General features: G+C 63.3%; 21 protein-coding genes and 1 riboswitch. Of the genes, 13 read left to right on the forward strand and 8 right to left on the reverse strand.

What is annotated here, in order from left to right; genetic code table 11:
- The first annotated feature begins 44 nt into the window (after positions 1 to 44).
- The 5 genes from ABOA88_RS13555 (at position 45) to ABOA88_RS13575 (ending at position 5,060) form a co-directional block, all read left to right on the forward strand.
- Complete coding sequence (locus tag ABOA88_RS13555; protein WP_367851614.1) at positions 45 to 1,037, forward strand: ArsR/SmtB family transcription factor; 993 nt, start codon at positions 45 to 47, stop codon at positions 1,035 to 1,037.
- A gap of 20 nt (positions 1,038 to 1,057) precedes the next feature.
- A complete protein-coding gene (gene metK, locus ABOA88_RS13560; protein WP_196169331.1) occupies positions 1,058 to 2,248 on the forward strand; it encodes a methionine adenosyltransferase in 1,191 nt (396 codons plus the stop codon).
- 167 nt (positions 2,249 to 2,415) lie between these two features.
- A complete protein-coding gene (gene ligB, locus ABOA88_RS13565; protein WP_367851613.1) occupies positions 2,416 to 4,086 on the forward strand; it encodes an NAD-dependent DNA ligase LigB in 1,671 nt (556 codons plus the stop codon).
- 60 nt (positions 4,087 to 4,146) lie between these two features.
- A complete protein-coding gene (locus ABOA88_RS13570; RefSeq protein ID WP_196169333.1) occupies positions 4,147 to 4,542 on the forward strand; it encodes a DUF1090 domain-containing protein in 396 nt (131 codons plus the stop codon).
- 122 nt (positions 4,543 to 4,664) lie between these two features.
- A complete protein-coding gene (locus ABOA88_RS13575; protein WP_367851612.1) occupies positions 4,665 to 5,060 on the forward strand; it encodes a DUF1090 domain-containing protein in 396 nt (131 codons plus the stop codon).
- A 121-nt stretch (positions 5,061 to 5,181) separates the two neighbouring features.
- On the opposite strand, the gene ABOA88_RS13580 is transcribed toward ABOA88_RS13575, so the two are convergent.
- Complete coding sequence (locus ABOA88_RS13580) at positions 5,182 to 5,628, reverse strand: c-type cytochrome (RefSeq protein WP_070571090.1); 447 nt, start codon at positions 5,626 to 5,628, stop codon at positions 5,182 to 5,184.
- Between the two features lie 116 nt (positions 5,629 to 5,744).
- Between ABOA88_RS13580 and mltA the strand changes: the two genes are divergently transcribed.
- Entirely contained in the window at positions 5,745 to 6,896 is a 1,152-nt protein-coding gene (gene mltA, locus ABOA88_RS13585; protein WP_367851611.1) for a murein transglycosylase A, read from the forward strand.
- 111 nt (positions 6,897 to 7,007) lie between these two features.
- Here mltA and ABOA88_RS13590 read toward each other — a convergent pair whose 3' ends face one another.
- A complete protein-coding gene (locus tag ABOA88_RS13590; protein ID WP_367851610.1) occupies positions 7,008 to 7,394 on the reverse strand; it encodes an MAPEG family protein in 387 nt (128 codons plus the stop codon).
- A 30-nt stretch (positions 7,395 to 7,424) separates the two neighbouring features.
- Positions 7,425 to 8,258 (reverse strand): EamA family transporter, encoded by an 834-nt coding sequence (locus ABOA88_RS13595; RefSeq protein ID WP_367851609.1) that lies wholly within the window; start codon positions 8,256 to 8,258, stop codon positions 7,425 to 7,427.
- Between the two features lie 214 nt (positions 8,259 to 8,472).
- Here ABOA88_RS13595 and ABOA88_RS13600 point away from each other — a divergent pair, with 214 nt between their 5' ends.
- On the forward strand, positions 8,473 to 9,708 hold the full coding sequence (locus ABOA88_RS13600) for a cation:proton antiporter (protein ID WP_196169337.1): 1,236 nt from the start codon (positions 8,473 to 8,475) through the stop codon (positions 9,706 to 9,708).
- Between the two features lie 31 nt (positions 9,709 to 9,739).
- Here the strand turns inward: ABOA88_RS13600 and ABOA88_RS13605 are convergent, their stop codons facing one another.
- A complete protein-coding gene (locus ABOA88_RS13605; protein ID WP_043207235.1) occupies positions 9,740 to 10,141 on the reverse strand; it encodes an acyl-CoA thioesterase in 402 nt (133 codons plus the stop codon).
- A gap of 179 nt (positions 10,142 to 10,320) precedes the next feature.
- Positions 10,321 to 10,416: riboswitch (S-adenosyl-L-homocysteine riboswitch) on the forward strand.
- 21 nt (positions 10,417 to 10,437) lie between these two features.
- Here ABOA88_RS13605 and ahcY point away from each other — a divergent pair.
- The 4 genes from ahcY (at position 10,438) to ABOA88_RS13625 (ending at position 15,935) form a co-directional block, all read left to right on the forward strand.
- Positions 10,438 to 11,847, forward strand: coding sequence for an adenosylhomocysteinase (gene ahcY, locus ABOA88_RS13610; protein ID WP_043207233.1), 1,410 nt, complete (start codon positions 10,438 to 10,440; stop codon positions 11,845 to 11,847).
- Positions 11,848 to 12,011: 164 nt separating this feature from the next.
- Positions 12,012 to 12,857 carry a methylenetetrahydrofolate reductase [NAD(P)H] gene (gene metF, locus ABOA88_RS13615; protein WP_196169338.1) on the forward strand — a complete coding sequence of 282 codons (846 nt, stop codon included), beginning with the start codon at positions 12,012 to 12,014 and terminating at the stop codon, positions 12,855 to 12,857.
- A gap of 172 nt (positions 12,858 to 13,029) precedes the next feature.
- The gene (locus tag ABOA88_RS13620; protein WP_367851608.1) at positions 13,030 to 13,809 is read left to right on the forward strand and encodes a substrate-binding periplasmic protein; all 780 of its coding nucleotides are present in this window, start codon (positions 13,030 to 13,032) and stop codon (positions 13,807 to 13,809) included.
- A 218-nt stretch (positions 13,810 to 14,027) separates the two neighbouring features.
- Complete coding sequence (locus ABOA88_RS13625) at positions 14,028 to 15,935, forward strand: DEAD/DEAH box helicase (RefSeq protein ID WP_367851607.1); 1,908 nt, start codon at positions 14,028 to 14,030, stop codon at positions 15,933 to 15,935.
- Positions 15,936 to 15,999: 64 nt separating this feature from the next.
- Here ABOA88_RS13625 and ABOA88_RS13630 read toward each other — a convergent pair whose 3' ends face one another.
- The 3 genes from ABOA88_RS13630 to ABOA88_RS13640 all read right to left on the reverse strand — a co-directional run bounded on the left by ABOA88_RS13630 (position 16,000) and on the right by ABOA88_RS13640 (position 19,315).
- Entirely contained in the window at positions 16,000 to 16,578 is a 579-nt protein-coding gene (locus tag ABOA88_RS13630) for a YceI family protein (RefSeq protein WP_043207221.1), read from the reverse strand.
- Between the two features lie 34 nt (positions 16,579 to 16,612).
- A complete protein-coding gene (locus tag ABOA88_RS13635; RefSeq protein WP_367851606.1) occupies positions 16,613 to 17,164 on the reverse strand; it encodes a cytochrome b in 552 nt (183 codons plus the stop codon).
- A gap of 291 nt (positions 17,165 to 17,455) precedes the next feature.
- Positions 17,456 to 19,315, reverse strand: coding sequence for a flavin monoamine oxidase family protein (locus ABOA88_RS13640; protein ID WP_196169342.1), 1,860 nt, complete (start codon positions 19,313 to 19,315; stop codon positions 17,456 to 17,458).
- A 231-nt stretch (positions 19,316 to 19,546) separates the two neighbouring features.
- Between ABOA88_RS13640 and ABOA88_RS13645 the strand changes: the two genes are divergently transcribed.
- Positions 19,547 to 20,953, forward strand: a complete 1,407-nt coding sequence (locus tag ABOA88_RS13645; RefSeq protein ID WP_367851605.1) for an adenosylmethionine--8-amino-7-oxononanoate transaminase — start codon at positions 19,547 to 19,549, stop codon at positions 20,951 to 20,953.
- Positions 20,954 to 21,097: 144 nt separating this feature from the next.
- Positions 21,098 to 21,817, forward strand: a complete 720-nt coding sequence (locus tag ABOA88_RS13650) for a 16S rRNA (uracil(1498)-N(3))-methyltransferase (protein ID WP_196169344.1) — start codon at positions 21,098 to 21,100, stop codon at positions 21,815 to 21,817.
- Here ABOA88_RS13650 and trhA read toward each other — a convergent pair.
- Positions 21,814 to 22,431: a PAQR family membrane homeostasis protein TrhA gene (gene trhA, locus ABOA88_RS13655; RefSeq protein WP_196162498.1), complete on the reverse strand. Its 618-nt coding sequence runs from the start codon at positions 22,429 to 22,431 to the stop codon at positions 21,814 to 21,816. The two genes, ABOA88_RS13650 and trhA, sit on opposite strands and share 4 nt — an antisense overlap.
- Between the last annotated feature and the right edge of the window lie 65 nt (positions 22,432 to 22,496).

Here is a 22,496-nt window from a genome sequence, read left to right on the forward strand (position 1 = left end):
ATTGCTATTGCTACGACAGCATCCCATGTCTAGACTGCCGCCTCATGAATCAAAGTGCGCCCATCACCCCTCACCGCAGCGACGAGCTGGCCGCCCTGTGCAAGGCCGGCGGCGATCCGCTGCGCCTGAACGTGCTGCGCGCGCTGGCCAGCGACTCGTTTGGCGTGCTGGAACTGGCGCAGATCTTCGACATTGGCCAGTCCGGCATGAGCCATCACCTCAAGGTACTGGCCCAGGCTGAGCTGGTGGCAACGCGCCGCGAAGGCAATGCGATCTTCTACCGCCGCGCCTTGCCCGACAGCCTGCGCTTGGGCGGCCGTCTGCACGCGGCCCTGCTCGAAGAGGTGGACGGCCTGGCCCTGACGCAGGACGTGCAGGCACGTATTGCCCAGGTGCAACAGCGCCGCGCCGCCACCAGCCAGGACTTCTTCCTGCGCGTGGAAGAAAAGTTTCGCGCCCAGCAAGACCTCATCGCTGGCCTGCCGCAGTACCGCGACAGCCTGCTGGCCCTACTCGACAACCTGAGTTTCGACCCCGATGCCAGCGCGCTGGAAGTCGGCCCAGGCGATGGCGGCTTCCTGCCGGACCTGGCGCGGCGTTTCAATCAGGTCACGGCCCTGGACAACAGCTCGACCATGCTCGAACTGGCCCGCCAGGTCTGCGAGCGCGAAGGGCTGGATAACGTAAACCTGCAGTTGGCCGATGCACTGGGTGCAACGGATGTGGAAGCCGACTGCGTTGTGCTGAACATGGTGCTGCACCATTTCAGCGACCCGGCCCTGGCCCTGCGCCTGCTGGCCAAACGGGTGAAAGCGGGCGGCAGCCTGCTGGTCACCGAGCTGTGCAGCCATGACCAGAGCTGGGCGCGGGAAGCCTGCGGCGATCTCTGGTTGGGCTTCGAGCAGGACGACCTGGCCCGTTGGGCCCGGGTAGCGGGGCTAGTACCCGGGGACAGCCTCTATGTGGGCTTGCGTAACGGTTTCCAGATTCAGGTCCGCCATTTCCAGCGGACGACTGGCGACACTCACCATCGGTAAATTTTTAGGAACCCGTCGAGATGAGCGAATACTCCCTTTTCACCTCCGAGTCCGTGTCCGAAGGGCATCCGGACAAGATCGCCGACCAGATTTCGGACGCGGTCCTTGATGCAATCATCGCCCAGGACAAATACGCCCGCGTTGCTTGCGAAACCCTGGTCAAGACCGGTGTCGCCATCATTGCCGGCGAAGTGACCACCTCTGCCTGGGTCGACCTGGAAGAGCTGGTGCGCAAAGTCATCATCGACATCGGCTACAACAGCTCCGACGTCGGCTTCGATGGCGCCACCTGCGCCGTGATGAACATCATCGGCAAGCAGTCGGTGGACATCGCCCAGGGCGTCGACCGCTCCAAGCCGGAAGACCAGGGCGCGGGCGACCAGGGCCTGATGTTCGGCTACGCCAGCAACGAAACCGACGTGCTGATGCCTGCCCCAATCTGCTTCTCCCACCGTCTGGTCGAGCGCCAGGCCGAAGCGCGCAAGTCCGGCCTGCTGCCGTGGCTGCGCCCGGACGCCAAGTCGCAGGTAACCTGCCGTTATGAAAACGGCAAGGTCGTGGGTATCGATGCCGTGGTCCTGTCGACCCAGCACAACCCGGAAGTCTCCTACAATGACCTGCGTGAAGCGGTCATGGAGCTGATCGTCAAGCACACCCTGCCAGCCGAGCTGCTGCACAAGGGCACCCAGTTCCACATCAACCCGACCGGCAACTTCATCATTGGTGGCCCAGTGGGCGACTGCGGCCTGACCGGTCGCAAGATCATCGTCGACTCCTACGGCGGCATGGCCCGCCACGGTGGCGGCGCGTTCTCCGGCAAGGACCCGTCCAAGGTCGACCGCTCGGCAGCCTACGCCGGCCGCTACGTAGCCAAGAACATCGTTGCCGCAGGCCTGGCCGACCGCTGCGAGATCCAGGTGTCCTACGCCATCGGCGTGGCGCAGCCGACCTCCATTTCGATCAACACCTTCGGCACCGGCAAGATCGCCGACGACAAGATCGTGCAACTGGTCCGCGAGTGCTTCGACCTGCGCCCGTACGCCATCACCACCATGCTCGACCTGCTGCACCCGATGTACCAGGAAACCGCTGCCTACGGTCACTTCGGCCGAATCCCTCAGCAGAAGACTGTCGGCAACGACACCTTCACCACCTTCACCTGGGAACGCACCGACCGCGTCGACGCCCTACGCGCTGCAGCCGGCCTGTAAGGATGAGCGGCTGACTGCAGGCCGCACGCCACAGGTTGCAAGAAAAAGCCCCTGCCGAGTGATCGGCAGGGGCTTTTTCGTGACATATCGGCTGACAACTCCACCCGGCGCACTGGCCTGCGATTGCCTAGGCTGAGCGTTCCTCCCGCCAAGCAAGGATGCTGGCCATGCCCTCAATGCTCATCGCTGCATTGCTCATAGTTCTGCCGCTCGTCACTCAGGCCGCCTCCTGTCCGCCCTGGCCCCAGGCCCGTGCCCACGATGAAATCACCCGATTGCGCGAAACCCTGGCCACCTGGGACGACCAATACCACCGCCAGGGCCATTCACCCGTGGCGGACGAACTCTACGACCAGAGCCGGCAGCGCCTGCACGCGTTGCAATCCTGCTTCGACCTGCCAGGCAGCGATGATCCGCTGGCCAGCGCCCGCGGCACCACACCTCACCCGATCCCCCATACGGGGGTGATCAAACTGGCCGATGAACAGGCCGTGGCAATTTGGCTGCAAGGCAAACGCGATGTCTGGATCCAACCGAAGGTCGATGGCGTCGCAGCGTCGCTGGTGTACCGCGACGGGCACTTGGTGCAGCTGCTCAGCCGCGGCGATGGCCTCCAGGGGCATGACTGGAGCCGCCATATTCCCTACCTGAGCGGCATCACTCGGCAACTGCCGGAGCCGCTCGACCTCGTGCTGCAGGGCGAACTCTATTGGCGTCGGGCCCAGCACACGCAAGTGCTGGCCGGCAGTGCCAATGCCCGCGGTACGGTGGCCGGACTCCTGGCGCGCAAGACCCTGAACGATGCCCAAGGTGGCGACATTGGCCTGTTCGTCTGGGATTGGCCCGAGGGACCGCCCCGTCAGGCCGAACGCCTGTCTCGGCTGGCACAGCTCGGTTTTGCCGACAGCCAGCGCTACAGCGTCGCCATCGAGACCTTCGACCAGGCCTCGCACTGGCGCCAGCATTGGTACCGTTCACCCCTGCCCTTCGCGACTGACGGCGTGATTCTGCGCCAGGACAGTCGCCCGCCGGCCGAACGCTGGCAGGCCAAACCGCCCTCCTGGGTAGCGGCCTGGAAGTACCCGTTCCAACAAGCCCTGGCCGAGGTGCGCGAGGTGCGCTTTCGGGTCGGACGAACCGGTCGCATCACGCCCATGTTGCACCTGCACCCAGTCGTACTGGATGACCGCCGCATCAGCCTGGTCAGCCTCGGTTCGCTGGCCCGCTGGCAGAGACTGGACGTGCGGGCGGGCGACCAGGTGGCGATCACCCTGGCCGGGCTGACCGTGCCGCGACTGGAAAGCGTGGTGCACCGCTCGACGCACCGGGAGCCCGTGACGGCGCCGGACGCAGCACAGCACCACCCACTCAGTTGCTGGCGGCCCGATGACATCTGCAAGGAACAGTTCCTCGCCCGCCTGGTCTGGTTGAGTGGCCGCCAGGGTTTGCAGATGCCCAACCTTGGCCCTGGCACCTGGGCGCGCCTGGTGGAAAGCGGGGCCGTGAGCAGCCTGCATGACTGGCTAGCCCTGGAGCGCGACGACCTGCGGCGCATACCGGGCATCGGCACGGCCCGTGCTGAGCAATTGCTGCAAACCTTTACCAATGCTCGCCAGCAACCGTTCGAGCGCTGGTTGCGGGCCCTCGGCGCCCCGGCTCCCCGCAACCTCCAACTGGGCCCGGATTGGCAGACCCTCGCGGCCAAGCGCCGTGAACAATGGCTTGCCGAGCCCGGTATCGGCCCTGGACGCGCCGTGCAACTGGAGGCGTTCTTCACGGATGAAACGCTGGCCCTGCTGGCAAAGCAATTGCGCGCACACGCAATCCAGGGTTTCTAATTTCGTCAGATCAGGGCAGCATTTCGTTTTCCGCTGTCCTGCCTTCGAATGGAGTCCACGATGAAATTGCTTTCGTCCCTTGCACTGTCCGCCCTGCTCAGCGTGGCCGCCAGCCCTCTGCTGGCCGCCGAAGAGCAGCCAGGGCTGACCGGCTGTGCGGCCAAGCGCCAGGCTATCAGCGAACAGCTCGAACAAGCGCGCAGCCAAGGCAACAGCGAGCAGCAGGCCGGCCTTGAAAAGGCCCTGGCCGAAGTCACCGAACACTGCACCGATTCCAGCCTGCGCAAGGAGCGTGAGCAGAAGGTCCTCGAGGCCCGCCACGAAGTGAACCAACGCACCAAGGACCTGGACAAGGCCATGAAGAAAGGCGACCCGGAGAAGATCAACAAGCGTAAGGAAAAGCTCGCCGAGGCCAAGAAGGAACTGCAGGAAGCCGTCGACGGACTGGAGCGCTGATGTCGGCCAAGCGGAAGTAGGGCTTTTCTGAAAACGATGTAGCACCCTTATCCAGGGTTCACTCGGCAACCGGTTGTAGGCACTATCCCCTACAAATTATGTTGCTATTGAAGGAAGTGTTCATGAAAGCCCGTTCCGCCCTGACATTGCTGGCGATCCTTGGCCTGGCCACGGGCACAGCGCAGGCCGCGCAGCCCGAGCCAGGACTGACCGGTTGCGCGCCCAAACGCAGCGCCATCGAGAACCAGCTCGAATACGCCCGCAAGCACAACAATTGGGGTCAGATCCGCGGCCTGGAGAAAGCCTTGAAGGAAAACGCCGCCCACTGCACCGATGCCGGGCTGAAACAGGCGCGTGAAGCCAAGGTCGCCAAGGCGAAGGCGGAAGTGGCCGAACGCAAGGCAGACCTCGCCGAGGCTCACGCCAAGGGCGACAAGGACAAGATCGCCAGGCGCGAGCGCAAGCTTGCCGAGGCCGAGGCTGAACTCAAGCAGGCCGAGCTGGCGCTGAACAAGTGACATCGACTCCATGGGCTACCGCTGGGAGGGGCATTGCGCGGTAGTCGTGCGACCCATCGCAGGCTTGGCCCGCTCCCACAGGTATTGCGGGAGGCGGCCGCAAGCCCGGCCCTGCGGGCAATCAATGATTGCGAAATTCCGTGTGGCAGGCCTTGCACGCGGCCTCGACCTTGTCCATTGGCGCCTTCAGACTTGCCGCCTCCAGCGGCTGGTCACGGGTCACGCTGACCAGCTCGCCCGTCACCCCTTCCAATTGCCGAGCCAAATCCTGGAAGCGCGCCTGACGCTCCCACACCTCAGGCCGCGCGCTGCTGTCACCCTCATCCTTGACCTGCGGAAAATGCTGCCACGGTTCGCGGGACAAGCCATCGAGCTTCACCGCACCCTCGGCGAACCGGGCGCCGTCGAACGGTAGTCGCCCCCGCAGCATGCCGCCCATATCCTCGCTGGTCTTGAGCATCTGCTTGAAGATCGCCTTGCGCTGACCCAGTGGTGAGTTAGGATCGACACGGTCACAGGCCGCCAGGGAAAGGCCGACCAACAGCAGAACGGTGAAACATTTCAACATCACGGTCACATTGGCAGAGGGAAAGGGCCGACAGTATCCTCGCCTGCTCGACAAAGACCAATACCCCCACGAAAAACATGGGCAGCCGTACAGGCCGCCCATTCAAGGATTCAACCATGAGATCTGCTCTGCGCCACCTTGCCTGGGCGCTTCCCACCCTGGCCCTGCTGGCCGGTTGCAACGGCGGCGAAAACGCCAAACCCGAACCCCACGCCGTGGCGACCTACGCCCCGGCCACCTGGCAAGACCTGCCAAGCGTCAGCGACGACGACCTGTTGGCCGGTTTCCAGGCCTGGCGCAATGGATGCGAAAAGCTCAAGCGTGACCCGGTCTGGGCCGCTACCTGCGAGGCCGCGGCCCGCATGCCTGAAGACGCCGCCCAGGTCCGTGCCTTCCTGCAGCAGAACCTGTCGGTCTACGGTCTGCGTTCAGCTCAGAACAACGCCCACGGCCTGATCACCGGCTATTACGAACCGGTCTACCCCGGAAGCCTCAGCCGTACCGAGACCGCCCACGTGCCGGTGTACGGCATTCCCGAAGACATGATCGTGGTCGACTTGGCCAGCATCTACCCGGAGCTAAAAGGCAAACGCCTGCGCGGGCGCCTCGATGGTCGCGTGCTCAAGCCCTACGACACCGCTGAAGTGATCAACCGCGACGGCGTAAAAGCGCCGGTACTGGCCTGGCTCACCGATCCGATGGACCTGCAATTCCTGCAGATCCAGGGCTCCGGGCGCATTCAGCTCGAAGACGGGCGCCAACTGCGCCTGGGCTACGCCGACCAGAACGGCCACCCCTACCGCCCCATCGGGCGCTGGCTGGTGGAGCAAGGCCAGTTGAAGAAAGAAGACGTGACCATGGGCAGCATTCACGCCTGGGCCCAGGCCAACCCGCAGCGGGTTCCCGAGCTGCTGGCCAGCAACCCAAGCTACGTATTCTTTGGCACCCGTCCAGACAGCAACGAAGGCCCGCGCGGCTCGTTGAACGTGCCGTTGACCGCCGGTTACAGCGTCGCCATCGATCGCAAGGTGATCCCCCTGGGCAGCCTGCTCTGGTTGTCCACCACCCGTCCGGATGGTAGCCCGGTGGTACGTCCGGTGGGGGCCCAGGACACCGGCGGCGCCATCACCGGCGAGGTCCGCGCAGACCTGTTCTGGGGAACTGGCCCGCAGGCCGGCGAACTGGCAGGGAACATGAAGCAGCCAGGGCAGCTCTGGATGCTGTGGCCCAAGGGCGCGGCGCTGCCTGAGGTGCCGAAAGTCCCTTGATCAGCGTTGGATGCTTCGCGGTGGCCCCCGCTCCCACCAGCCCTGCACAGATCTCAAGATCCAGGATGCCGCTGGGAGAGCGGGTTTAACCGCGAAGAGAACGACCCGGTTTCAGATGGAGACCACGAAAAACGCAACGATCAGCGCCAACCCAGCAAACCACACCAGCGAACGCAGGATGGCCAGGTCGGCCAGGTAGCAGATGATGAAGAGCAGGCGACTGGTGATGTACAGCACCGCCAGCACATCCTGCGTCACCTGCTCCGCGTTGCCGACGATATCGGCAACGAGCACCGCGGCAGCAAAGGCGGGAAAGGCCTCGAAGCCGTTCTGCTGGGCGGCATGGGCACGGCGTGGCAGGCCCGACAAGGTATCGAGGAAGGCGCGTGGATCGTGGTTGTCACGCAAGCCGAAACGGCCACTGCTCAGTTTCGCCGTCAACCCACACAACGGCGGCAGGATCATGGCAATCAGGATGCACCATAGGGCAACGGTCATGGAAAGGACTCCTTGTTCAAATGGTCGGTTTCAGAGCTTCATCACCAGCATGCCAGCCAGGACCAGCCCGCAAGCTAGGAGTCTCGGCCCGCCAAAAGGTTCTTTGAGGTAGCGCATGCCCAGCAGCACCACGAGGATCACGCTCAGCTCCCGCAATGCCGCCGCTTCGGCAACCGACCCCAGGTGCATGGCCCACAGCACCAGGGCATAGCTCAATAGCACGCACAACCCCACCGCCAACCCCAGACGCCACTGGGTGCGCCAGAACAACACGAACGGCGCCCGCCGTGCCACGCTTGCCAGCAACGGAAACGGCCAGGCACTGAGCAAGGTCAACCAGACCAGATAATCCAACGGCTTGCCCCAGATCTGCACGGCCCTGCCGTCGAACCAGGTGTAGCAACCGATGCACAGGCCTATCAGCGCGACCACCGGCAGCATCGACCACGGCAGCCGATCTCCGCCGCCGCCATGCCAGAGCAAGCAGGCCATGCCGCAAGGAATCAGCAGGATGCCGATGATCTGCTTGTCACTCAGCGATTCTCCGGCAAAGGCCAGCGTCAGCCCCAGCACCACCAGGGGCGATAGGCCGCGCATCAGAGGATAGACCAGCCCCAGGTCGCCAACCCGATACGCCTGGATCAACAGAAAGCGGTACAGCTGCTCGGCCAGCGCCGATGCGAGCAACCAAGGCCAGATGTGCGCCGGAGGAATGTCTACGAACGCCACCGCCGCCACGGCGAAGGCGAGGGCTACCAGGTCCATGCTGGCAATCACCAGCAAACGCTCGCCACTGAATTTGATCAGGGTATTCCAGGTCGCGTGGAGCAGGGCCGCGACCAAAACCAGCGAAGTTGCCAACACGGGAGGGTCCTTGCACAGAGTCCAGGCCCTCGTTGGCCTGATTGTCCGACACTATATCGATTTCCAGTCCTAATGTAGGAATCAGGGCCCTGTCCAGCGGAACGAATCCTACGGATCGGGTCATAAGGTGTGTCCCGAAACGCTCACCCGGCCATCAAAGAACTGCCCGAGCATTTCGGGTAACGACTTGGAAGCCACTGTTACAGGATTTGGGATGCTTGAACTTGTTGCCGCTTTTATCTGCCTGACCACCCTCCTCACCTACGTCAATTACCGCTTCATCGGCCTGCCGCCGGCCATCGGCGTGATGGTCACCGCCCTGCTGTTCTCCTTGATCCTGCAAGGCCTGAGCCTGATCGGCTTCCCCGGCCTGGAAGCACGCGTCGAGGGGCTGATGAACCAGATCGACTTCAACGACCTGTTGATGCACTGGATGCTGTCGTTCCTGCTGTTCGCCGGTGCGCTGCACGTCAACCTCGCCGATTTGCGCAGCTACCGCTGGCCGATCGGCCTGCTGGCCACCTTCGGTGTACTGATCGCCACGCTGGTGATCGGCTATCTGGCCCATTGGGTTTTCTCGATGTTCGGTTGGAACGTGCCGCTGCTCTACTGCCTGCTGTTCGGCGCGCTGATCTCTCCCACCGACCCGATCGCCGTGCTCGGCGCACTGCGTACCGCCAATGCCTCCAAGCCACTCAAGACTACGATCGTGGGCGAGTCGCTGTTCAATGACGGCACGGCGGTGGTGGTGTTCACCGTCCTGCTGGGCATCGTCCAGCTCGGCGAGGCGCCAAGCGTTGCCGACACCGCCTTGCTGTTCGCCCGCGAGGCCATTGGCGGGATCGTCTTTGGCGGTGTGATCGGTTACGCCACCTATCGCATGATCAAGAGCGTCGAGCAGTACCAGGTCGAGGTGATGCTGACCTTGGCATTGGTGATCGGCGGCTCGGCCATGTGCTACGAGCTGCATGTGTCGGCGCCGATCGCAATGGTGGTGGCCGGCCTGATCATCGGCAACCTGGGGCGCAACCTGGCGATGAATGACATGACCCGTCGCTACATGGATGGTTTCTGGGAACTGATCGACGACATGCTCAACGCCCTGCTGTTCGCCCTGATCGGCCTGGAACTGTTGCTACTGCCGTTCAACTGGCTGCACCTGGCCGCAGGGAGCGTGCTGGCCGTGGCAGTGCTGCTGTCGCGCCTGCTGACCGTGGCGCCTGCGATCGTATTGCTGCGCCGCTGGCGCAGCGTGCCCAAGGGGACTGTCCGCGTACTGACCTGGGGAGGTCTGCGCGGTGGCGTGTCGGTGGCCCTGGCGCTGTCGCTGCCCGCTGGCGCCGAGCGTGACCTGCTGCTGTCGATCACCTACATCGTGGTGCTGTCGTCGATCCTGGTTCAGGGGTTGAGCATCGGGCGGGTGGTGCGCGGGGTTACTGCACAGCCTTGAGGCTTTTGGGGCCGCTTTTGCGGCCCCAATGTCATTCCACCGCGGTGTCGGGGAACTGGTCCTGGATGTACTTGATCTCGGTTCGCCCATGCGGGGCCGGCAGGCCGTCCTCGCCCAGGTTGACGAAGACCATCTTGTCGACGGTCAGGATGCTTTTGCGGGTGATCTTGTTGCGCACTTCGCACTTGAGGGTGATGGACGTACGGCCAAACTCGGTGGCGGTGATGCCCAGCTCGATGATGTCGCCCTGACGCGAGGCACTGACGAAGTTGATTTCCGACATGTACTTGGTGACCACGCGCTGGTTGCCCAGCTGGACGATGGCGTAGATCGCCGCCTCTTCGTCGATCCAGCGCAGCAAGCTGCCACCGAACAGGGTGCCGTTGGGATTGAGGTCTTCGGGTTTTACCCATTTGCGGGTGTGGAAATTCATCGGTACTCCTGACCTGCTTGGCTAACGTAGGGTAATGATGGCAGAGCCTTTGGCACCTCTCCATTGAACATCGACTATCGTCTCGATTAAGCGACAGAAAACCTTGGGCGTGGCACGACGCCACGGCTATAATCCCTGCCGATTCACATGGCCACCCGCCGCGGGGGCCATCCCGCCACCCATCCGAGGGGCGCTGCAGCAGGCTCGGCCTGTCAGGCTCGGTTGGGGCGTTGTCCGCACTGCGGACGCCTAACGCACAACGGCGCCCATTCGCACACTACGAATGGAGGCTCTCGATGAGCGCTGTAAACACGCCTGCAGGTTTTTCCGACTTCAAGGTCGCCGACATTTCCCTGGCCGACTGGGGCCGCAAGGAAGTCATTATCGCCGAATCGGAAATGCCCGCGCTGATGGGCCTGCGTCGCAAGTACCAGGCTGAGCAACCGCTCAAAGGCGCCAAGATCCTGGGCTGCATCCACATGACCATCCAGACCGCCGTGCTGATCGAGACCCTGGTCGCCCTGGGTGCCGAGGTGCGCTGGTCGTCGTGCAACATCTTCTCGACCCAGGACCAGGCCGCTGCCGCTATCGCCGCCGCCGGCATTCCGGTTTTCGCCTGGAAGGGCGAGACCGAGCAGGAGTACGAGTGGTGCATCGAGCAGACCATCCTCAAGGACGGTCAGCCATGGGACGCCAACATGGTCCTGGACGACGGCGGTGACCTGACCGAAATCCTGCACAAGAAGTACCCGGCGATGCTGGAGAAGATCCACGGCATCACCGAAGAAACCACCACTGGCGTGCACCGTCTGCTGGACATGCTGGCCAAGGGCGAACTGAAAGTCCCGGCGATCAACGTCAACGACTCGGTCACCAAGAGCAAGAACGACAACAAGTACGGCTGCCGTCACAGCCTCAACGACGCCATCAAGCGTGGCACCGACCACCTGCTGTCGGGCAAGCAGGCCCTGGTGATCGGCTACGGCGACGTGGGCAAGGGCTCGGCCCAGTCCCTGCGTCAGGAAGGCATGATCGTCAAGGTCACCGAAGTCGACCCGATCTGCGCCATGCAGGCCTGCATGGACGGCTTCGAAGTCGTCTCGCCGTTCAAGGACGGTATCAACACCGGCACCGAGGCCGGCATCAACAAGGACCTGCTGGGCCGCATCGACCTGATCGTCACCACCACCGGTAACGTCAACGTCTGCGACGCCAACATGCTCAAGGCCCTGAAGAAGCGCGCCGTTGTCTGCAACATCGGTCACTTCGACAACGAGATCGACACCGCCTTCATGCGCAAGAACTGGGCATGGGAAGAGGTCAAGCCGCAGGTTCACAAGATCCACCGTACCGGCGCTGGCACCTTCGATCCGCAGAACGACGACTACCTGATCCTGCTGGCCGAAGGCCGCCTGGTGAACCTGGGCAACGCCACTGGCCACCCAAGCCGCATCATGGACGGCTCGTTTGCCAACCAGGTGCTGGCCCAGATCTTCCTGTTCGAGCAGAAGTTCGCCCAACTGCCTGCCGCACAAAAGGCCGAGCGTCTGACCGTGGAAGTACTGCCCAAGAAACTCGACGAAGAAGTGGCCCTGGAAATGGTCCGCGGCTTCGGCGGCGTGGTCACCCAGCTGACCCCTCAGCAGGCCGAATACATCGGCGTGACTGTCGAAGGCCCGTTCAAGCCGGACACCTACCGCTACTAAGCGGCAAGCTTGAAGCTTCAAGCGGCAAGCAACGGCAGATCGCGCCGGTGCCGCTTGAAGTCCAGGCTGAAAAATCTTGAACGATGCCAAGCCAGATCGGCCATCACCGATCTGGCTGTTACTTGCAGCTTGCCGCTTGAAGCGGGCTGCTCGAGGAACGAGTGATGTCACAAGAACGCCGCTACAGTTTCGAGTTTTTCCCCACCAAGACCGATGCCGGCCATGAAAAGCTGATGGCCGTCGCTCGCCAGTTGGCGGGCTACAATCCCGATTTCTTCTCCTGCACCTACGGTGCCGGTGGTTCCACCCGCGATCGCACCCTGAACACGGTGCTGCAGTTGGAAAGCGAAGTGAAGATTCCTGCCGCGCCGCACTTGTCTTGCGTCGGCGACAGCAAGGAAGAACTGCGCGCCCTGATCGCCCAATACAAGGCGGCAGGCATCAAGCGCATCGTGGCCCTGCGCGGAGACCTCCCGTCGGGCATGGGCATGGCCTATGGCGAGCTGCGCTATGCCAGCGACCTGGTCGAGTTCATCCGCCAGGAAAGCGGCGATCACTTCCATTTGGAAGTCGCGGCCTACCCGGAGATGCACCCCCAGGCACGCAATTTCGAGTCCGATCTCGCCAACTTCGTGCACAAGGTCAAAGCCGGTGCAAACAGCGCCATCACCCAGTACTTCTTCAACGCCGAGAGCTATTTCTACTTCGTCGAGCGTGTGCAGAAGATGGGCGTGGACATCCCAGTCGTGCCCGGCATCATGCCGATCACCAACTACAGCAAGCTGGCGCGTTTCTCCGACGCCTGCGGTGCTGAGATCCCCCGCTGGATTCGCAAGCAGCTGGAAGCCTATGGCGACGACACCGCCAGCATCCAGGCGTTTGGCGAAGAGGTGATCACCCGCATGTGCGAGCAGTTGCTCCAAGGCGGCGCACCCGGCCTGCACTTCTACACGTTGAACCAGGCCGAGCCAAGCCTGGCGATCTGGAACAACCTGAAGCTGCCGCGCTGAAATTTTCGCTAACGGGCCGCGAAGGCACCTCAGGCTTTGGTGTTTAAGCTAAAGCCCAGCTTGTCTTCGGGCCTGTTTGCGAGCAGCGTCATGCAGCCTTTGTCTACACCTCTATTCATCTCTCTGCGGTTCGGCGAGTGCCCGTGACACACATCGGAGGTGCCCTGCTGCCATGTCCCGCCTCCTCTGCACCCTGCTGCTCGTCTGCCTGAGCCCGCTGGCCCACGCAGAACGCCTGCGTCTGGTCAGTGACGACTGGGCGCCCTACATCTATTGGCAAGATGGCCAACCCAAGGGCATCGACTATGAAGTCGCCAGTGAAGTGCTCAAGCGGCTCGGAATCGACGTCGACTGGCAACTCATGCCGTGGAAGCGCTGTCTGGCCGTGGTGCAACAAGGCTTGGCCGACGGCGTGATGGACATTTTCCGGGTCGACTCACGCAAGCCGTTCATGTTCTATCCAGACGAACCGCTGTCCGACGTGGAGTTCGTCCTGTTCCAGAACAACGCCAAGCCCCATGCCATCGAGCGCCTGGAGGACCTGACCGGCCTGACGGTAGGTACTTCTCCGGGCTACACCTATAGCCCCGCGTTCAGCGACTCCTCCCTGTTTCGCCGGGAGGCCGCGCCCACCCACGAAGCCAACTTCGGCAAACTGATGCTCGGGCGCATCGACCTGCTGGTGATCGATCGCCGTGCAGGTCGCCAACTGCTTCGGCAGTTGGGGCTTGAGCAGCAAGTCCAGGAACTGCCCCTGGTGATCAGCCGCCACGCGCAATACCTGGGCCTGGCGCACAAGCCCGGCCGCGAGCAGCTGGCCCGTGCTTTTGCCGACGAACTCAGACGCTTCAAGCAAGAGCCCGCGTATGCCGCTATCGGTGCCCGCTATGAGCGCGCCATGCGCACTATTCCTGACACCGTTGAGCAGCACGAACACAGCAGAGCGCGATAGCTCTGTTATACTCGGGCCTTCCCGCCCGGCTCACGCCCGGACGCTCGGCCTCGCAACAGGCATCTCGACCCGTCGGCAACGCACCCCAGTGCCGCCCGCCGCCTCCCGGATGCGCAGTGAATGCCCAGCTGGACCGGACGCGATCGCATCTCGCCGATGCCCGTCGCGCCAGGCAGATCATCCCATCGGGCCCAGCCCCCACGAGAACAGGATTGCCCATGTCCTTTGCTTCCCTCGGTCTCTCCGAGGCTCTTGTCCGCGCTATCGAGGCTGCGGGCTATACCCAGCCCACTCCGGTGCAACAGCGGGCCATTCCCGCCGTGTTGCAAGGTCGCGACCTGATGGTCGCCGCCCAGACAGGTACTGGTAAAACCGGCGGTTTCGCACTGCCGATCCTCGAGCGCCTGTTCCCGGGGGGCCACCCTGACAAATCCCAGCGCCACGGTCCGCGTCAGCCTCGCGTCCTGGTACTGACCCCAACCCGCGAACTGGCAGCTCAGGTACATGACAGCTTCAAGGTCTATGCCCGTGATCTGAACCTGATCAGCGCCTGCATCTTCGGCGGCGTCGGCATGAACCCGCAGATCCAGGCCATGGCCAAGGGCGTCGACGTCCTGGTGGCCTGCCCAGGCCGCCTGCTCGACCTGGCCGGCCAAGGCAGCGTGGACCTGTCCCACGTGGAAATCCTGGTCCTCGACGAAGCCGACCGCATGCTCGACATGGGCTTCATCCACGACGTCAAGAAGGTCCTTTCCCGCCTGCCGGCCAAACGCCAGAACCTGCTGTTCTCGGCAACCTTCTCCAAAGACATCACTGACCTTGCCGACAAGCTGCTGCACAACCCCGAGCGCATCGAGGTCACGCCGCCGAACACCACGGTCGAGCGTATCGAGCAACGTGTCTATCGCCTGCCTGCCAGCCACAAACGTGCCCTGCTGGCCCACCTGATCACCCTCGGTGCCTGGGAACAGGTGCTGGTGTTCACCCGTACCAAGCATGGCGCCAACCGCCTGGCCGAGTATCTGGAAAAGCACGGCCTGAGCGCTGCCGCGATCCATGGCAACAAGAGCCAGAACGCCCGCACCAAGGCCCTGGCCGACTTCAAGGCCAACACCGTGCGCGTGCTGGTCGCCACCGATATCGCCGCCCGCGGCCTGGATATCGACCAACTGCCTCACGTGGTCAACTTCGAGCTGCCCAATGTCGAGGAAGACTACGTCCACCGTATTGGCCGCACCGGTCGCGCGGGTCGTTCGGGCGAAGCCATCTCCATGGTCGCGCCGGATGAAGAAAAACTGCTCAAGAGCATCGAGCGGGTTACCAAGCAGAAGATCCCGGACGGCGACCTGATGGGCTTCGACCCAAGCCAGGTGGAAGCCGAGAAGCCGGAAGTCCGCGAACGTCCCCAGAACAACGGCCGTGGTGGCCGCAACCAGCAGCGCGCCGAAGGCAGCAAGGACGGCAGCGGTGGTCGCAAGGACAAGGGCAAGGATAAAGGCAAGGCCAAGCAGCATGCTGCCGAGAAGCCAGCCGAGCAGGAAAAGTCCGGCGAGAAATCCCAGCAACAGCGCAAGCCGCGCAACAAGAAGCCCCGCCAGGCGCAAGCGGCCCAGGGCCAGAGCAGCATGCCGTCGGTCCCGGTGGACCGTGATCCGGAAGAATTCCTGGACGACGACATCGACAACTTCGGCAACCGTGCTGACTATGTCAGCCCCTACCAGAACGCCAAAAACCAGGGCCGTAACCGTCGTCCGGGCGGTGGTCAGGGTCAGGGGCAAGGTCAGGGCCAGCGCAACGGCAGCGGTAGCGGCCAGCCACGCAACAATGGCGGTGGCCAGCGCAAAGGCCAAGGTCAGAGCCAGGGCCAAGGCTCCGGCGAGAAACGCGCCCGCAACAACAACGGCGGTGCACGTCGCGACAACAATGGTGGCGGCCGCAACCGCTCCTCGAGCCGTGACGACTTCTCCCGCCAAGAGCCAGCCGTTCGCAGCCCGCGTGAAACCCATCAGCCGGTGATCATCCGCAAAGAGTCCAAGCTCGATCGCTACCCGACACCGGAGCAACTCGATGACTTGCCGAGCCGCCCGCGCGGTGAGCGCCCTGCTCTGCTGACCCGCAAGGGCTGAGCCCAGCACTCGCGCAAATGAAAACGCCGCCCAATGGGCGGCGTTTTCGTTAGGGCAAAGCGAATTACTTCTGCTTCACGCCTTCGACGCTGATGTCCAGGTCCAGAGTCTGGGAGGACGGGCCTGGGCCTTTGATGCCGAAGTCGTTCAGGTTCAGCGTGGTGGTGGCGTTGAAGCCGGCACGCTCGCCGCCCCATGGGTCCTTGCCTTCGCCATTGAAGGTTGCCTTGAAAGTGACAGGCTTGGTCACGCCGTGCATGGTCAGATCGCCGGTCACGTCAGCGGTCTTTTCACCGGTCGACTTGACGCTGGTGGAGACGAACTTGGCTTCCGGGTACTTCTTCACGTCCAGGAAGTCTGCGCTGGCGATGTGCTTGTCACGCTCGGCGTGGTTCGACCACAGGCTTGCAGTCTTCAGATTGACGGCAATCTTGCTGGCCTCAGGCTTGGCGCTGTCCCAAGTGAAGTTGCCGTCGAAGTCCTTGAAGGTGCCGTGGATGAAGCTGTAACCCAGGTGGCTGATCTTCCAGTCGACGAACGCGTGCTGGCCTTCCTTGTCGATCTTGTACTCGGCAGCCATGGCCTGGCCGGCGGAGAGCAGTGCGGTACCGAGCGCCAGTGCGGCAAAAGTCTTTTTGAACATCCTTACTTCCTTCCTATGCAATTGAGGTAGAGAGTCAAGCTTTGCGGCCCAGCATACGGGTCAGGGTCGCGTCACGGTCGATGAAATGGTGTTTCAGAGCTGCCAAGGCATGCAGGATGGCAAAAATCACCAGCCCCCAGGCCAGGTAGAGGTGAATGGCTCCGGCGGTGTCCGCCTGATCGGGCAGGTCACTGACCAGCGCCGGAACCTCGAACCAGTCGAATACCGGGATGCCCACCCCATCAGCGGTGGAAATCAGGTACCCGGCAATCATCACGGCGAACAGCCCAAGGTACAGCACCGCATGGCCAAGCTTCGCAGCCAGGCGGGTGAATGCGCCGTGGGTGGCAGGCGCCGGCGGTGGCGGGCTGACGAAACGCCAAAGTACACGCAGTACCATCACCGCCAACAGCACCAGACCGATGCTCTTGTGCAGGTCGGGAGCGGACTTGCGCCACGGGCTGTAGTAGTGGAGGCCGACCATCCACAGGCCAAGGCCGAACAGTCCGAAGACCGCCAGGGCCACGCCCCAATGCATGACGATACTGACCAGGCCGTAGCGAGAAGCAGAGTTGCGCAGTTGCATGTTGGCGTGATTCCCCGTGAAAGCTGTGCACAGACTAACGCGTAACGTATCGAAAGAAAGCGGAAAAATTCGCTTGGGATTATCGACAAATACGATAGGTATTTTGGAAGTTTCCTATTAAGGAAACATTAACGATAGATGTTCAGCGGCAGGTTGTCGTAGTGCGGCATAAACCCGCCCCCAAAGGGTTTGCAGTGTTCTCATAAACAACGCAATCCGAGTGGGAGCGGGTTTACCCGTAAAGAAGGCACTGATAGCTCTGGAAGCGGGCCCCGCGAGGAGCCCGAGTAATCAGCCCGCCTTGGCCTGGGTATTGGCCAGCGGCTTTTTCACAGGCTCGGATTTGGCCGTGGTCTTCTTCACCGGCGCAGGCTTGTGGGCCTGTTTGGCGGACGGCTTGTGGGTCTGGACGGGCTTGGCCGGTGCAGCCTTGCTCGCTGCGGGCTTGACGGGCTCCTCCTTGGCCACGGGTGCTGGGGCAGGCGCAGGCGTAGGCTCTGGCGCCACCACCGGTGCGACCTCGTCAGCCTTGGCGATCGGCGCAGCCTTGGTCTGGGCCTTGTCGCCGCCACCGAACAGGCGCGAGAAGAAGCCTGGCTTGTCCTGCTTGGCTTCTTCAGCCTTCACCGCATCCGCCTTGGCAGTCGCTTTGGCAGGTGCCTTGTCGGAGGAGCCCCCGAACAGATTGGAGAAGAATCCACCCTTGTCCTTCGCGGCGACCGCGCCCGCTGCGGCTGCGGCGGCAACCGGTGCAGCCTTGGCCGGATCGAACGACTTGCCGGCCGCCAGGTCCTGCACCTGGCTGGCGGCACGCTGGCCACTGCGTAGCGCGCCTTCGAGGGTACCGGGGTAGAGTGCGTCGGTGTGTTCGCCGGCGAAGGTCATGCGTTGCACCGGACGCTCCCACAGGCGCCAGTACTTGCTGATCTGGCCCGGGCCATAGGCCAGGTAGGCGCCGCCAGTACCTGCGTCGGTGCTGTAGCGGCGCACTTCGTAACCGGTGAACGCACCCCGAGCCTGCGGATAGAACGCGTGCAGTCGGATCAGTACCTGATCGACCATCTGCTTGTCGCCAAAGGCCTGCAGCAGGCGGGCATTGTCACCCGAGAGGTTGATCACCACGTTGGCGCCCCCCTTGAGCGCAGGCTCGATCCACAGCATGCCGAGGCCGGCATTGCTGAAGATCTCGCCGGACATGCGCGCACGGCTTTCCCAGACCGGCTTCTTGAACTTGAGCATCATCTGGTCGCGCCAACCGTAGTTGGTGCCCTTCAAGGCCGCCAGGTGCTGGCTGTCCAGTCCCGGGGTCATCTGGATCTTCGCCAGTGCGCGCAGTGGCACGGCCATGACCAGGTAATCGGCCTGGTAGCCGACGCTGCCGACCTTGACCGTCACGCCTTTGTTGTCCTGGACGATCGAGGTGACCGGCGAGCTGGTCTTGATGGTCTTGAGTTGCTTGACGAAGGCCTGCGCCAGCACCGGGCTGCCGCCTGGCAGGCGGGCAGCGCGCAGGTCACGATCACTGACACCGCGGTAGACGCGGTTCTGCTGGGCGAAATAGAGCAGCGACAGACGCGACGGCTCGTCGTAGCGCGTGCGGATCTGCTGGTTGATCAGTTGCCGTGCCGTAGCAGGCAGTTGCAGTTTGTCCAGCCAGGTGGAGACGTTCATCTGGTCGAGGGCAAACAGGGTGCTGGTGGCGGCTGGGTTCAGCGGGTCCTCGATCGAACGGGCCAGGTCATCGAGGGTCTTCTCGTAACGTTTGAGCGCATCGGCGGTGGCCGGTTGCTTGGTGGCCAGGTCGCTGGCGCTGAAATACTCGCCGTCGATCAGGTAGCCGGGGGTGCGCACGAATTCAGGCGCGGGCAGTGTTTCAAGCTTGAAACGGTCCAGGTACTGGTTGAGCACCGGCTGGCTCTTGCCGTTACCGATCCACTCGCTGGTGGCCAGGCCCGAACGGCCGCCCATGCCGGACTTGGCCTCCAGCAGCGTGACCTGCCAGCCTTTGTTCTGCAGCTCATAGGCCGCGGTCAGGCCTGCCAGGCCCCCGCCCACGACGATCGCCGTGGGGCTCGTGTCCTTGGCCAGCGCGGCACCGCTGGAGACACCAATCAATACCAACGCGCACAGGCGCACCCAAGCAGCAGCCATGTTGGCGAACTCCGGATCAGAAGTGAGAGAAAAGAGGGGGAGAAAGCCCCTGGGACGAGATGCGTTAAGAATACGTCAGGTATCCAGCCCCTGCCAGCTTAGTGACATCAAGTACCTGCCAGCACAGGAAATTTAATTTCCCACGCAATCACGCGCTACGCGTCGGTTGTCCTGCGCGGCCCCATTGCTTAGGCTTGTCGGCCTCAGCAAGCCCCGCCAGGAGATCTGCCCATGGGCCTCAACCAACAGTGGATGCAACGTGACCTCAAGGTCCTGTGGCACCCCTGCACCCAGATGAAAGACCACGAGCAACTGCCGCTGATCCCGATCCGCCGTGGTGAAGGGGTGTGGCTGGAGGACTTCGAAGGCAAGCGCTACCTGGACGCCGTCAGCTCCTGGTGGGTCAACGTGTTCGGCCACGCCAATCCGCGCATCAACCAGCGCATCAAGGACCAGGTCGATCAGCTCGAACACGTGATTCTGGCAGGCTTCAGTCACCAGCCGGTCATCGAGCTGTCCGAACGCCTGGTGGCCATGACACCGTCGGGGCTGGACCGGGTGTTCTACGCCGACAACGGCTCCTCGTGCATCGAAGTGGCGCTGAAGATGAGCTTCCACTACTGGCAGAACAAGGGCCAGGTGAACAAGAAGCGCTTCGTCACCCTGACCAACAGCTATCACGGAGAAACCATCGCCGCCATGTCGGTGGGTGACGTGCCGCTGTTCACCGAGACCTACAAGGCGCTGCTGCTCGACACCATCAAAGTGCCGAGCCCGGACTGCTACCTGCGCCCCGAAGGCATGGGCTGGGAAGAGCACTCACGCAACATGTTCACGCTCATGGAGCAGACCCTGGCCGAGCACCATTCCAGCCTCGCCGCCGTGATCGTCGAGCCGCTGATTCAGGGCGCTGGCGGGATGCGCATGTACCATCCGGTCTACCTCAAGCTGCTGCGCGAGGCCTGCGACCGCTATGGCGTGCACCTGATCCACGATGAGATCGCCGTGGGCTTCGGCCGTACCGGGACGATGTTCGCCTGCGAACAGGCCGGGATCCGCCCGGACTTCCTGTGCCTGTCCAAGGCCCTGACCGGCGGTTACCTGCCGCTGGCCGCTTGCCTGACCACCGATGATGTCTACCAGGCGTTCTACGACGACTACCCGACCCTGCGCGCGTTCCTCCATTCGCACAGCTACACGGGCAACCCGCTGGCCTGCGCTGCGGCCCTGGCAACGCTGGATATCTTCGAGCAAGACAACGTGATCGAGGCCAACAAGGCCCTGTCGGCACGCATGGCCAGCGCCACTGCGCACCTGGCCGACCACACCCACGTCGCTGAGATCCGCCAGACCGGCATGGCCCTGGCCATCGAGATGGTCCAGGACAAAACCAGCAAGGCTGCCTACCCCTGGCAGGAACGGCGCGGCCTGAAGGTCTTCGAGCACGCTCTGACCCGCGGTGCGCTGCTGCGACCACTGGGCAGCGTGGTGTATTTCCTGCCGCCCTACGTGATCACCCCGGAGCAGATCGATTTCCTGGCCGAAGTGGCCAGCGAAGGCATCGACATTGCCACCCGCGACAGCGTCAGCGTGGCGGTGCCGGCCAACTTCCACCCCGATTTCCGCGATCCGGGTTAACCCTAACGTTCGCCTCGCCCTCTGTGGGAGCGGGTTCACCTGCGAATGCGGACCGAGGATTTCCCCTCGCATTCGCCGGTCAATCGCAGCGGCCAACCGCCGCTTCCACGGGGACGATGTCCATCCCATTGCCCGAGCAAAACCATGAGACTGTCCCGCTTCTTCATCGACGCCCCCCTGAGCCTCGGCGAGCACGAGCTGCCCGAAGCCCAGGCCCACTACATTGGCCGCGTACTGCGCATGGCCCCTGGCGATGCCGTGCAGCTGTTCGACGGCAGCGGCCAGGAGTTTCGTGGACAGTTGCTCGACGTCGGCAAGAAATCCGTGCGCGTCACCCTCGACCAGGCCCTGCCCGGCCAGGCCGAGTCCCCTTTGCATGTCCACCTGGGCCAGGGCCTGTCCCGCGGCGAGCGGATGGACTGGGCGATCCAGAAGGCCACCGAGCTTGGCGCCAACGCGATCACCCCAATCGTCAGCGAGCGCTGCGAAGTGCGCCTGAAGGACGAGCGCGCCGACAAGCGCCTGGCCCATTGGCGGCAGGTGGCGATCAGCGCGTGCGAACAGTGCGGCCGCTCGACGCTGCCGGTAATCCACCCGCCGGTGACCCTGGCCGAATGGCTCAAGGACACCGAGGCCGACCTCAAGCTGGTGCTGCACCCGGTTGCTGAACCGCTGACCAGCCACGCACGCCCCGCCCGCCTGGCGTTCCTGATCGGCCCCGAAGGCGGCTTGAGCGACGCCGAAGTCGACCAGGCCAAGGCCGCCGGCTTTCACGCCGCACGCCTTGGCCCACGGGTACTGCGCACCGAGACCGCGCCGGTCGTGGCGTTGTCGGTGGCCCAGCAGTTGTGGGGCGACTTCTAGCGCACGTAGAAGAACACCGCGACGAAGTGCATAAGACTGCCGGCGATGACGAACAGGTGCCAGATGCCATGCCAGTGGCGAAAGCGGCTGTCGAAGGCGAAGAACAGGATGCCGATGGTGTAGAACGCCCCGCCGGCCGCCAGCCAGGCGAAGCCGGCGCCGCCTAGGCTGTGCAGTAACGGCTTGACCGCCACCAGGACGATCCAGCCCATTACCGCATAGATGATGATCGACAGCACCCGCGCTTCGGAGCGTGGCTTGATCTCCTGGAGCATGCCGATCAAGGCCAGGCCCCAGACCACGCCGAACAGGCTCCAGCCCCAAGGGCCGCGCAGGCTGACCAGGCAGAAAGGCGTGTAGCTGCCGGCGATGAGCAGGTAGATCGACAGGTGATCGAGCTTGCGCATGATCACCTTCGCCCGACCACGGGTGCTGTGGTAGAGCGTTGAGATGCTGTAGAGCAGCAGCAGGGTGCTGCCGTAGATGGAGAAGCTGACGATCTTCCACGGATCGCCCTGCAACCCGGCCACGACGATCAGCCAGATGGCACCGATACAGGCCAGCACGGCACCGACCAGGTGCGTCCAGGCGTTGAAGCGTTCACCGTAATACATGCAAACACTGACCTCCCTGACAGCTTCAAGTTTCAAGCTGTAAGCCTCAAGCAAAGCACGGGGAC

The sequence above is a fragment of the Pseudomonas sp. PKS genome, from assembly GCF_051913525.1.
Classification (GTDB): domain Bacteria; phylum Pseudomonadota; class Gammaproteobacteria; order Pseudomonadales; family Pseudomonadaceae; genus Aquipseudomonas; species Aquipseudomonas guariconensis_D.

Coding starts and splice junctions, on each gene's coding strand:
- ABOA88_RS13640 (WP_196169342.1), bottom strand. CDS start 19,315: ATGGCTGCTGCTTGGGTGCGCCTGTGCGCGTTGGTATTGATTGGTGTC.
- ABOA88_RS13590 (WP_367851610.1), bottom strand. CDS start 7,394: ATGACCGTTGCCCTATGGTGCATCCTGATTGCCATGATCCTGCCGCCG.
- ABOA88_RS13650 (WP_196169344.1), top strand. CDS start 21,098: ATGAGACTGTCCCGCTTCTTCATCGACGCCCCCCTGAGCCTCGGCGAG.
- metK (WP_196169331.1), top strand. CDS start 1,058: ATGAGCGAATACTCCCTTTTCACCTCCGAGTCCGTGTCCGAAGGGCAT.
- ABOA88_RS13575 (WP_367851612.1), top strand. CDS start 4,665: ATGAAAGCCCGTTCCGCCCTGACATTGCTGGCGATCCTTGGCCTGGCC.
- ABOA88_RS13635 (WP_367851606.1), bottom strand. CDS start 17,164: ATGCAACTGCGCAACTCTGCTTCTCGCTACGGCCTGGTCAGTATCGTC.
- ABOA88_RS13645 (WP_367851605.1), top strand. CDS start 19,547: ATGGGCCTCAACCAACAGTGGATGCAACGTGACCTCAAGGTCCTGTGG.
- ABOA88_RS13580 (WP_070571090.1), bottom strand. CDS start 5,628: ATGTTGAAATGTTTCACCGTTCTGCTGTTGGTCGGCCTTTCCCTGGCG.
- ABOA88_RS13630 (WP_043207221.1), bottom strand. CDS start 16,578: ATGTTCAAAAAGACTTTTGCCGCACTGGCGCTCGGTACCGCACTGCTC.
- ABOA88_RS13600 (WP_196169337.1), top strand. CDS start 8,473: ATGCTTGAACTTGTTGCCGCTTTTATCTGCCTGACCACCCTCCTCACC.
- ABOA88_RS13570 (WP_196169333.1), top strand. CDS start 4,147: ATGAAATTGCTTTCGTCCCTTGCACTGTCCGCCCTGCTCAGCGTGGCC.
- ahcY (WP_043207233.1), top strand. CDS start 10,438: ATGAGCGCTGTAAACACGCCTGCAGGTTTTTCCGACTTCAAGGTCGCC.
- ABOA88_RS13555 (WP_367851614.1), top strand. CDS start 45: ATGAATCAAAGTGCGCCCATCACCCCTCACCGCAGCGACGAGCTGGCC.
- mltA (WP_367851611.1), top strand. CDS start 5,745: ATGAGATCTGCTCTGCGCCACCTTGCCTGGGCGCTTCCCACCCTGGCC.
- ABOA88_RS13625 (WP_367851607.1), top strand. CDS start 14,028: ATGTCCTTTGCTTCCCTCGGTCTCTCCGAGGCTCTTGTCCGCGCTATC.
- ligB (WP_367851613.1), top strand. CDS start 2,416: ATGCCCTCAATGCTCATCGCTGCATTGCTCATAGTTCTGCCGCTCGTC.
- ABOA88_RS13620 (WP_367851608.1), top strand. CDS start 13,030: ATGTCCCGCCTCCTCTGCACCCTGCTGCTCGTCTGCCTGAGCCCGCTG.
- ABOA88_RS13605 (WP_043207235.1), bottom strand. CDS start 10,141: ATGAATTTCCACACCCGCAAATGGGTAAAACCCGAAGACCTCAATCCC.
- trhA (WP_196162498.1), bottom strand. CDS start 22,431: ATGTATTACGGTGAACGCTTCAACGCCTGGACGCACCTGGTCGGTGCC.
- metF (WP_196169338.1), top strand. CDS start 12,012: ATGTCACAAGAACGCCGCTACAGTTTCGAGTTTTTCCCCACCAAGACC.